The sequence below is a fragment of the Acidocella sp. MX-AZ02 genome (assembly GCF_000306035.1).
Classification (GTDB): Bacteria; Pseudomonadota; Alphaproteobacteria; order Acetobacterales; family Acetobacteraceae; genus Acidocella; species Acidocella facilis.
The window spans coordinates 335,681-344,989 of the sequence record NZ_JH976210.1 but is presented as its reverse complement, the minus strand read 5'-3'; the positions used below and the strand labels follow the sequence as shown (position 1 = coordinate 344,989).

12 protein-coding genes are annotated in these 9,309 nt (G+C 64.9%); 6 read left to right on the top strand and 6 right to left on the bottom strand.

The window, feature by feature from the left end; genetic code table 11:
* The 4 genes from MXAZACID_RS19850 to cobF form a co-directional block, all read left to right on the top strand.
* Positions 1-187 (top strand): cobalamin biosynthesis protein (locus MXAZACID_RS19850; protein ID WP_008495610.1); only part of this gene is annotated, 187 nt, incomplete at its 5' end.
* The gene (gene cobM, locus MXAZACID_RS16260; RefSeq protein ID WP_008495609.1) at positions 184-960 is read left to right on the top strand and encodes a precorrin-4 C(11)-methyltransferase; all 777 of its coding nucleotides are present in this window, start codon (positions 184-186) and stop codon (positions 958-960) included. The genes MXAZACID_RS19850 and cobM, both read left to right, overlap by 4 nt.
* Complete coding sequence (locus MXAZACID_RS16255; RefSeq protein ID WP_008495608.1) at positions 957-2,261, top strand: cobyrinate a,c-diamide synthase; 1,305 nt, start codon at positions 957-959, stop codon at positions 2,259-2,261. The genes cobM and MXAZACID_RS16255 overlap by 4 nt, the downstream gene beginning before the upstream one ends.
* Positions 2,261-3,007: a precorrin-6A synthase (deacetylating) gene (cobF, locus tag MXAZACID_RS16250; RefSeq protein ID WP_008495607.1), complete on the top strand. Its 747-nt coding sequence runs from the start codon at positions 2,261-2,263 to the stop codon at positions 3,005-3,007. Before MXAZACID_RS16255 ends, cobF begins: the two co-directional genes overlap by 1 nt.
* Positions 3,008-3,089: 82 nt before the next feature.
* On the opposite strand, the gene MXAZACID_RS16245 is transcribed toward cobF, so the two are convergent.
* From MXAZACID_RS16245 to MXAZACID_RS16225, 5 genes are all read right to left on the bottom strand, one after another.
* Complete coding sequence (locus MXAZACID_RS16245) at positions 3,090-3,602, bottom strand: ATP synthase subunit B (protein WP_008495606.1); 513 nt, start codon at positions 3,600-3,602, stop codon at positions 3,090-3,092.
* Positions 3,603-3,605: 3 nt separating this feature from the next.
* Positions 3,606-4,175, bottom strand: a complete 570-nt coding sequence (locus tag MXAZACID_RS16240) for an ATP synthase subunit b' (RefSeq protein WP_008495605.1) — start codon at positions 4,173-4,175, stop codon at positions 3,606-3,608.
* A gap of 1 nt (position 4,176) precedes the next feature.
* Entirely contained in the window at positions 4,177-4,413 is a 237-nt protein-coding gene (locus MXAZACID_RS16235; protein ID WP_008495604.1) for an ATP synthase subunit C family protein, read from the bottom strand.
* Between the two features lie 58 nt (positions 4,414-4,471).
* Positions 4,472-5,224 (bottom strand): F0F1 ATP synthase subunit A, encoded by a 753-nt coding sequence (locus tag MXAZACID_RS16230; RefSeq protein WP_008495602.1) that lies wholly within the window; start codon positions 5,222-5,224, stop codon positions 4,472-4,474.
* Between the two features lie 138 nt (positions 5,225-5,362).
* Complete coding sequence (locus tag MXAZACID_RS16225) at positions 5,363-5,659, bottom strand: AtpZ/AtpI family protein (RefSeq protein ID WP_008495600.1); 297 nt, start codon at positions 5,657-5,659, stop codon at positions 5,363-5,365.
* Between the two features lie 202 nt (positions 5,660-5,861).
* Between MXAZACID_RS16225 and MXAZACID_RS16220 the strand changes: the two genes are divergently transcribed.
* Together MXAZACID_RS16220 and MXAZACID_RS16215 are read left to right on the top strand one after the other, a co-directional pair.
* On the top strand, positions 5,862-6,935 hold the full coding sequence (locus MXAZACID_RS16220) for a DNA methyltransferase (RefSeq protein ID WP_039885589.1): 1,074 nt from the start codon (positions 5,862-5,864) through the stop codon (positions 6,933-6,935).
* Positions 6,936-7,082: 147 nt separating this feature from the next.
* Entirely contained in the window at positions 7,083-8,510 is a 1,428-nt protein-coding gene (locus MXAZACID_RS16215) for an aldehyde dehydrogenase family protein (RefSeq protein WP_008495598.1), read from the top strand.
* A 90-nt stretch (positions 8,511-8,600) separates the two neighbouring features.
* On the opposite strand, the gene MXAZACID_RS18900 is transcribed toward MXAZACID_RS16215, so the two are convergent.
* On the bottom strand, positions 8,601-9,309 hold a 709-nt coding region (locus MXAZACID_RS18900; protein ID WP_168118455.1), incomplete at its 5' end, for a hypothetical protein.

Sequence of the window (9,309 nt, the reverse complement as noted above, 5' to 3'; positions counted from 1 at the left end):
GGCGGCGCTGGCCGGCATCGAAACACTGAGCCGCTCCGCCCGGGCGCTGGCGCGCTACGGTGTGGGCAGCCTGGCGGAAGCCTGCGCGCTGCACGCCGCCGGGCCGGGGGCGAGGCTGCTCGGCCCGCGTGTCGCCTCGCCCGACAGGCTGGCAATGGTGGCGATTGCGGAAAGGAACGACCCATGATCGTGCATTTCATCGGCGCCGGGCCGGGGGCCGCGGATCTGCTGACATTGCGCGGGCGGGATCTGATCGCCGCCTCGCCGGTCTGCCTCTATGCCGGCTCGCTGGTGCCCGAAGGGGTGCTGGCGCATTGCCCGCCCGGGGCGCGGATCGTGAACACCGCAAGGCTCTCGCTGGACGAGATCATCGCCGAGATCCAGGACGCCGCCGCCAGGGGGCTGGATGTGGCGCGGCTGCATTCGGGGGATCTCTCGGTCTGGTCGGCCATGGGTGAGCAGCTGCAAAGGCTGCGGGCGCTTGGCATCGCCTATGATGTCACCCCCGGCGTGCCCGCTTTCGCCGCCGCCGCCGCCAGCCTGGGGGCGGAGCTGACGCTGCCGGGCATCGCGCAATCCCTGGTGCTCACCCGCCTGGGCGGCCGCGCCTCGCCGATGCCGGATGGCGAGCGTCTGGCCGCCTTCGCCGCCACCGGGGCGACCTTGGCGCTGCATCTCTCCATCCATCGCCTGGCGGATGTGGTCGCCGAACTCACCCCGTTTTACGGGGCGGATTGCCCGGTGGCGGTGATCTGGCGCGCCTCCTGGCCGGATCAGCGCGTGCTGCGCGGCACGCTGGCGGATATCGAGGCCAGGATGGAGCCAGAGATTGACCGCACGGCGCTGATCCTGGTCGGGCGGGTGCTGGGGGCGGAGGGGTTTGAGCGCTCGCGCCTCTACGCCCCGGATTATGACCGCCGCTACCGCCCCACCGGCCCCGCGCCGAGATTCCCCGAATGAAGGGGCTGCTGATCGCCGCCGCTGCCTCCGGCGCGGGCAAGACCACGCTGAGCCTGGGCCTCGCCCGCGCCTTCACCCGCCGGGGTGTCACCGTGCAGCCCTACAAATCCGGCCCGGATTATATCGACCCCGCCTTTCTCGCCGCCGCCACCGGCCGGCCCTGCTTCAACCTGGATAGCTGGGCGATGGGGGCGGGGGAGATCGGCGCGCTGGTGGGGCGCGCGGAGGGGGCCGAGCTGGCGCTGGCTGAGGGCTCGATGGGGCTGTTCGACGGGGTGGCGAGTCGCGGCGCCAGCGGCCATGGCGCCTCCGCCGAGATCGCCGCGCTGACCGGCTGGCCGGTGCTGCTGGTGCTGGATGTGCGCGGCCAGGCGCAGACGGCGGCCGCCATCGCCTCCGGGCTGGCGCGCTTCCGGCCGGGTTTGCCGGTGGCGGGCGTGGTGCTCAACCGTGTCGCCAGCCCGCGCCATGAAAAACTGCTGCGCGCCGGCATGGCGCAAGCCGGGTTGCGCGTGTTCGGGGCACTGCCGCGCCAGGAGGATGTAAAGGTGCCGGAGCGCCATCTCGGGCTGGTGCAGGCGCAGGAGCTGCCGAAGCTGGCGGCGCTGCTGGACAAAGCCGCCGATCTGGTCGGCCAGTATTGTGATCTGGACGGGTTGCTGGAGGCCGCCGCCGGGCAGGCTTTGCCGGCCAGCGCCCCCCTGCCCCGCCCGCCTGGCCAGCGCATCGCCCTGGCGCGGGATGCGGCGTTTTCCTTTCTCTACCCGCATCTGCTGGAGGGCTGGCGGGCGGCGGGGGCGGAGATTCTGCCCTTCTCGCCGCTGGCCGACGAAGCCCCGGATGAAAGCGCCGACATCTGCTGGCTGCCCGGCGGCTATCCCGAGCTGCATGCCGGGCCCCTGGCGGCGGCCGGGCGGTTCCTGGCCGGCTTGCGGGATTTCGCGCAGACCCGGCCGGTGCATGGCGAATGCGGCGGCTATATGGTGCTGGGCGAAACGCTGGAGGATGCGCAAGGCCAGCGCCACGCCATGGCCGGGCTGCTCGGCCTTGCCACCAGCTTCGCCAAACGCAAGATGCATCTCGGCTATCGCCGCGCCCGGCTGCTGGCCCCGATGCCGGGGCAGGAAGCGGGCGCGGATCTCGCCGGGCATGAATTCCACTACGCCTCCATCCTCGCCCAGCCCGACGCGCCGCTGGCGCAGGTGCGCGATGCTGAGGGCGCGCCGGTGCCCGAAACCGGCTCCCGCCGGGGCCATGTCAGCGGCAGCTTCTTCCACCTGATCTCCCGGCTGGAGAGCTGATGCACAGCCTTGTTTTGATCGGCATCGGCACCGGCAACCCGGATCATCTCACCTTGCAGGCGATCAAGGCGCTGAACGCGGCCGACATCGTGATGATCCCGCGCAAGGGGGCGCAGAAGGCGGATCTGGCGGCGCTGCGCCGGCGGATCTGTGACGAGGTGATCACCAACCAAGCCACCCGGCTGGTGGAGTTCGACCTGCCGGTGCGCGACGAGGCGACGCCGGATTACCGCGCCCGCGTCGAGGACTGGCATGACGAGATCGCCCGGCGCTGGCGGCAGGTGCTGGAGCGCGCCTTGCCGCAAGGTGGGCGGGCGGCGCTGCTGGTCTGGGGTGATCCCTCGCTCTATGATTCCACCCTGCGCATCGCCGGGCGGCTGGCGCTGCCGGTGGAGGTGATCCCCGGCATCACCTCGATCCAGGCGCTCACCGCCGCGCACGCCATGGTGCTCAACGAGATCGGCGCGCCCTTTCTCGTCACCACCGGGCGGCAATTGCGTGACCATGGCTGGCCGCCCGGGGTGGATACGCTGGTGGTGATGCTCGATGGCGGCTGCGCCTTTCAGAGCCTGGACCCGGCGGGAATTTGGATCTGGTGGGGCGCCTATCTGGGCATGCCAGAGCAGATCATCCGCCAGGGCGCGCTGGCACGGATCGGGCCGGAGATCATCGCCACCCGGGCGGCGGCCAGGGCGGCGCATGGCTGGATCATGGATGTGTATCTGCTGAGGAAGACCGCCGGGTAAACAAAACGGGGCGTTCCTTGCGGAAACGCCCCGTTTGGTTGGTCTCGGTCTCCTCGGCGTGGCCACCGAAGAGCGGCAGGCTCTAGCCGCGCAGCGCCTTCGGCAGCGCGGTGATCGCATGGTCGATCAGCGCCGCATCACTGTCGTTGCTGACGCTATCGCGCAGCAAGGCGGTGGAGGCGGCGGTGGCGATGTCGATCGCGGCGGCGCGAACCTCCTTCACCGCGGCGGATTCGGCGGCCTGGATGCGTTCCAGCGCCATCTTCTCGCGCCGCTGCGCCGTGGCCTGCGCCTCGGCCGCCAGCTCGGCCGCCAGACGCTGCGCCTCGGCATGCGCCGTGGCCAGGATGTGGCGGGCATCTTCCTGGGCCTGGGCCTGCTTCTGCTTGGCCTCCGCCAGCATCGCCTCGGCCTCGGCCTTCAGCTGCGCGGCTTCGTCCAGCGCCGCCTGCACCGCCTTGGTGCGGGCGTCCAGCAGGCCGCCAATGCCCTGCAGCACCTTGCGGCCGGCAATGACCGCGAAGATGACGATGGCAATGAAGACCCAGAAGGTTCCGTGCGCCCAGAAATGGGCGTTGAGAGCGTCATACTGCATGGCTTAGGCCGCCTTGCGGGCCGCCAGCGCGTCTTCGACACGCTGCGACAGCTCGCTCTGTTCCGGCACGGCGCCGGTGAGTTTGAGCAGGATCTCGGATGCCGCTTGCGCCGCCACCGGCTTGATCGCCGCCATGGCAGAGGCACGCGCCGCCTCGATCCGGGCTTCGGACTCGGCGAGCTTGGCCTCCAGCTCCGCGTTCAGCGCCGCTGCCTTGCTGGCAGCCTGCGCCTTCGCATCCGCGACCGCCTTCGCCACCTCGGCCTGGGCATTGGCCCGGGCGGACGCCAGCGTGGCGGTCAACAGCGCCACCGCCCGGTCTGCATCCTGCTTGGCGGCACGGGCCGCCGCCAGGTCGCGGGCGATGATGGCGGCGCGGTTTTCCAGAACCTTGCCCATCTGCGGCAGGCCCCAGCGCGAAAGCAGGAGGTAAAGCACCACCAAGATGACCGCCATCCAGCCCACCTGATCAAGGGTGAGCGGGTTGGAGAAATCCATCTGCGGCATCTTGCCCTCGGCCAGCGCGGCGGAGGGGGCAAGGGCCAGCAGCAGAGCGGTGCTGATCCGGCGCATCTTAGGTGAACAGAATGACCAGCGCGATGACCAGCGCGTACAGCGCCACCGCTTCCGTCAGCGCGAAGCCGAGCAGAACGTCGCGGAACATCGCATCGCGGGCGGCCGGGTTGCGGCCGACGGAGGAGACGAACGAGCCGAACAGGTTACCGATACCAACGCCGGCACCGGCGACACCGATGGTGGCGAGACCCGCGCCAACGTCCTTGGCGAGCAGAGCGGCAGACTGAGGATCCATGTAATTTTTTCCTTTTTAGCAGAAACTTATAGGCGAAACGGGAGGAACCGGACCGGCCTTAATGCATATGCACGGCGTCGTGCAGATACAGGCAGGTCAGGATGGCGAAAACATAGGCCTGCAGCCCGGCCACCAGCAGCTCCAAAGCGGCCAGGGCGACATTGAGGCCCAGCGGCACGACAGAGGCGATGGCGCCGAACACGCCGAACCCGGCGGTGAGCAGCAGCATGAAGCCGGCGAAGACTTCCCACATCACATGCCCGGCGGTCATGTTCGCGAACAGACGCACAGACAGCGACACCGGGCGGGAGAGATAGGAGATGATCTCGATCGGCACCAGCAGCGGCAGCAGCCAGCCCGGCACCCCGGCGGGGACGAAGAATTTCAGGAAGCCGAAGCCGTGAATATAGAAGCCCACCGCGGTCGAGAACACGAACACGAACAAGGCCAGCGCCAGCGTCACCGCGATATGCGAGGTGAAGGCGAAGAAATAGGGGAACAGCCCGATCAAATTGCCGAGCAGGATGAAGCTGAAAATGGTGAAGACCAGCGGGAAGAATTTGCGGCCTTCCTCGCCGATCGTGTCCACGCACATATGATGCACGAACTCATACAGCACCTCGACCAGCGCCTGGATGCGGCCGGGCACCAGCGCCTTGGCCTTCAGCCCGATGGCGAACATGCCGACGATGATGATGGCGGCCGCCAACATCGCCTCGTTGGAGTTGGTGAAATTGACCGCGCGCCCGATGGCCCCCAGACCGGTGGTCAGGTCGAATTGTCCCAGCGCGTCGATCGATGGTCCCGCCATGTGTTCTACCCTGCCTGAAGCCGTACTTTTGCCGCTTGCGCGGAGGTTTATCCCAACGTGCCGCTGGCGCGGCACTTAACCGACCCGCCGCTCGCGCGGCGTTTAAACTGTTTTCGCCCCGATTGATACCGGCGCGACTTACCGCCCGCGATCGGCCCGCAAAAGATTGCGCATGCCGGCCGCCAGACCCACCGGGACCATGAGGATCATCAGCCATGGCTTGGTGTGCAAGAGCCTGTCCAGCCCCCACCCGATCACCACGGCGATGACCATCGCGGCCACCATCTCAACCCCCAGCCGCATCGCCAGCTCGATGGCGCGTTGCGCCGAGCCGGCATCGCTCTGCCCTGGCGCCTTGCGCTTGGGACCCTGGGCCGCGTCTTCCGCCGCCGCCAGCCTGTCCTCGAACCCTGGTTTCTCCGGGCCGTCGCTCATGCACCTGCTCCTCGCGGATATCCGCCGGAAGGTTGGGCGGTTGCTATCCTTACCCCCCCGGACTGTCAAGAACGAAGAGGCGTTATAGTGCATGTGCGGCTTTTGTGCCAAAATCGCACAGACCAGACGGTTGACGCGGTTACGACCGGCCCGCCACTTATTCACGAGTCGATTAGTTTTGGGGTCCGCCTTGCCTGTGGAAATGCTGCGCGAATTGCCGCTGGATCAGATCTTGCTCGGTGATGCCGGGACGATGTTGCGCATGCTGCCGGATGCGTCGATCAACTGCGTCTTCGCCGATCCGCCTTATAACTTGCAGCTGCGCGGCGAATTGCGCCGTCCGGATGACAGTCTGGTGGACGGGGTGGATGACGATTGGGATAAATTTACCGATTTCGCCGCCTATGACGCCTTCACCCGGGACTGGCTCTCCGAATGCCACCGTGTGCTGAACAAGGACGGGACGATCTGGGTGATCGGCTCCTATCATAATATCTTCCGCATCGGGGCGATGATGCAGGATCTGGGGTTCTGGATCCTCAACGACGTGATCTGGCGCAAGACCAACCCGATGCCGAATTTCCGCGGCCGGCGCTTCACCAACGCCCATGAAACCATGATCTGGGCGGCGCGCAGCCAGCAGAGCCGGTATAAGTTCAATTACCAGTCGATGAAGGCGCTGAACGACGATCTGCAGATGCGCTCGGACTGGACGCTGCCGCTCTGCACCGGGAATGAGCGGCTGAAGAATAATCACGGGCTGAAGCTGCACCCGACCCAGAAGCCCGAGGCGCTGCTGCACCGCGTCATCATGGCCTCGACCAGCCCGGGGGATGTGATTGTCGACCCGTTCCTGGGCACCGGCACCACGGCGGCGGTGGCCAAGCGGCTGCACCGGCATTTCATCGGCATTGAGCGGCATCCGGCCTATGTGGAGGCGGCCTGGGGGCGGCTGGCGGCGGAGGCCCCGGCCTCGCGCATGGCGGTGGTGGCCCCGCCCTCCGGCCGCGCGGCGCCGCGAATCGCCTTTGGCAGCTTCGTGGAGCGCGGCATCATCCGCACCGGGACCAAGGTGATGGACAAGCAGCGCCGGGTGGAGGCGGAGGTGACGGCCGAGGGCGGGCTGGTGAGCGGGGGGCATCGCGGCTCGATCCATCAGGTCGGCGCGGCGGTGCAGAACGCGCCCTCCTGCAATGGCTGGACCTTCTGGCATTTCGAGCGCGACGGGCAGCTTCTGCCGCTGGATGCGCTGCGCAAGGAAAGCCCCGAGGCGTAATCTGTTCCCGAAATGTTCCACGTGGAACATGAATTTTAACATCGCGTTAGATATAATCGCGCCGGCTATATTTCAGGGTTGTATTTCAGGGTCAAGCCAGGCGGGCGCGGCGGCGCTATGCTCTTTGCAGTGTTCAAAGAGGAAGCCATGCCCGAATTTCTGAAATTCTATATCGACGGCGCCTGGGTTGACCCGGTGGCGGCCAAGCGGATTGCGGTGATCGACCCCTCCACGGAAGAGGTGTTCACCGAGATTTCCGGCGGCGCCGAGGCGGATGTGAACAAGGCGGTGGCGGCGGCGAAGAGGGCCTTCAAGGGCTTCTCGCATAGCACCGTGAAGGAGCGGCTGGAGCTGCTGGAGAGCTGCCTCGCGGTCTATAATAAGCGCTTCGAGGATATCGCGCAGGCTTGTGCGCGGGAGATGGGGGCGCCGATCGGCTTTGCCAGGGAGGCGCAGGCCTGGGTGGGGCAGCAGCATTTCATGGCCACCATCGAGCGCTTCAAGAGCTTCGCCTTCACCGAAAAGCGCGGCAGCACGCTGGTGGTGAAGGAGCCGATCGGGGTGTGCGGGTTGATCACGCCCTGGAACTGGCCGCTGAACCAGATTGTCTGCAAGGTGGCGCCGGCCTTGGCGACGGGCTGCACCATGGTGCTGAAGCCCTCCGAGATTGCCCCGGTGAATGCGCTGATCTTCGCCGAGGTGATGCATGAGGCCGGGGTGCCGGCCGGCGTGTTCAATCTGGTGAACGGCACCGGGCCGGAGGTGGGCCAGGTGCTGGCGGCGCATCCGGATGTGGACATGATGAGCTTTACCGGCTCGACCCGGGCGGGGACCATCGTGGCGCGGGAAGCCGCGGCGACGGTGAAGCGCGTCTGCCAGGAGCTGGGGGGCAAGTCCGCCAATATCCTGCTGGAGGATGTGGATCTGGACAGCGCGGTGCGCCAGGGCATCGGCGCCTGCTTCATCAATACCGGGCAGAGCTGCGACGCGGCGACCCGCATGCTGGTGCCAGCCCACCTGCATGACGAGGCGGTGCGGATCGCGGTGGATGAGGCGAACAAGCAGACCCCCGGCCCGGCCTTTGCCGAGGGCACGGTGCTGGGGCCGCTGGTGAGCCAGATGCAGTGGGACAAGGTGCAAAGGCTGATCCAGGCCGGAATCGATGACGGGGCGACGCTCGCCTGCGGCGGGCTGGGCAAGCCGGACGGGCTGGAGCGGGGCTATTTCGTGAAGCCGACGGTGTTCGCCAATGTGAAGCCGGGCATGACCATCGAGAAGGAGGAGATTTTCGGGCCGGTGCTCTCGATCATTCCCTATGAGGGGCTAGAGCAGGCCATCGAGATCGCCAATGACACGGTGTATGGTCTGGCGGCCTATGTGCAGGGCAAGGATATGGACAAGGTGCGCCATGTGGCGGCGGAAATGCGGGCGGGGTCGGTTTATCTGAACTACCCGGATTCGGATTTTTGCTCGTCGTTCGGCGGGTATAAGCAGAGCGGCAATGGGCGCGAATATGCCGATTGGGCGATGCATGATTTCTTGGAGATCAAGAGCGTGTTGGGGTACGGGGGGTAGGACGCAAACTGCGCTGGCTCAGAAAACTGAGCCAGCGTTATTTATTTTAGAGGCATCTGATGAAATGCGAGTTATCAACGAACAATTCCATCATATTCCCTGCAATTCAAAAGTTATTCCGAGGCTAGACAACTTATCTCTGATGAGATCTCTAAAATCTGCACTCGCGCTAACCTGCAAATTTTTCCTCTGTACCCCCAAAGACTCAGGAAGCAATTTGTTCAAAGTTTTGATAAACCCCTTGCCATAAATATTATTCCAATTCAGCGTTTGATCGTCGCCCCACAATTCTTGCGTAGTAGGCCCACCTCCGTCGCGCCAAAATTTTTGAATTGCCTCTCGTCGTTTCTCACGAAACTTGGTTTTCAACTCTTCCAGCGTCTCGGAAAATGCTTTCTCAACAAGCTCTTCTGCTTTTTGCTTTGAAATTTCATAAACTTTAGCAACTTGCTCAATCGAACAATGATACGTTTCGACATCGCATAAAGGCGGAGAAAATATCGTCATATCTCTGCTAATGTAATCGGCTCCCCACTTCAGAACTTCCGCTTCAGTTAAAAAATCGCGGTCACGATGAATAACAATTTTTGGTGACTGAGGAAGTAAATCACACATCGCTTTTATTGCGACTGCAGAACCTGCGTTGTTAATGCCGTTATAGGAAATGACCTTCACCCTGTCGGAAAGCAATAATTGATTGATTGCGCTTTCAATAACACCCTTTCCTCTATCTTCTGTACAAATAATACACTCAGCTCCCTTTGAATCGAGCTGGTCGAGGGCACCCAAATCCATTAAC

Excerpts from the sequence above, each read along its gene's own strand:
- MXAZACID_RS16220 (WP_039885589.1), top strand. The coding sequence starts at position 5,862 with ATGCTGCGCGAATTGCCGCTGGATCAGATCTTGCTCGGTGATGCCGGG.
- cobF (WP_008495607.1), top strand. The coding sequence starts at position 2,261 with ATGCACAGCCTTGTTTTGATCGGCATCGGCACCGGCAACCCGGATCAT.
- cobM (WP_008495609.1), top strand. The coding sequence starts at position 184 with ATGATCGTGCATTTCATCGGCGCCGGGCCGGGGGCCGCGGATCTGCTG.
- MXAZACID_RS16240 (WP_008495605.1), bottom strand. The coding sequence starts at position 4,175 with ATGCGCCGGATCAGCACCGCTCTGCTGCTGGCCCTTGCCCCCTCCGCC.
- MXAZACID_RS16230 (WP_008495602.1), bottom strand. The coding sequence starts at position 5,224 with ATGGCGGGACCATCGATCGACGCGCTGGGACAATTCGACCTGACCACC.
- MXAZACID_RS16215 (WP_008495598.1), top strand. The coding sequence starts at position 7,083 with ATGCCCGAATTTCTGAAATTCTATATCGACGGCGCCTGGGTTGACCCG.
- MXAZACID_RS16235 (WP_008495604.1), bottom strand. The coding sequence starts at position 4,413 with ATGGATCCTCAGTCTGCCGCTCTGCTCGCCAAGGACGTTGGCGCGGGT.
- MXAZACID_RS16245 (WP_008495606.1), bottom strand. The coding sequence starts at position 3,602 with ATGCAGTATGACGCTCTCAACGCCCATTTCTGGGCGCACGGAACCTTC.
- MXAZACID_RS16225 (WP_008495600.1), bottom strand. The coding sequence starts at position 5,659 with ATGAGCGACGGCCCGGAGAAACCAGGGTTCGAGGACAGGCTGGCGGCG.
- MXAZACID_RS16255 (WP_008495608.1), top strand. The coding sequence starts at position 957 with ATGAAGGGGCTGCTGATCGCCGCCGCTGCCTCCGGCGCGGGCAAGACC.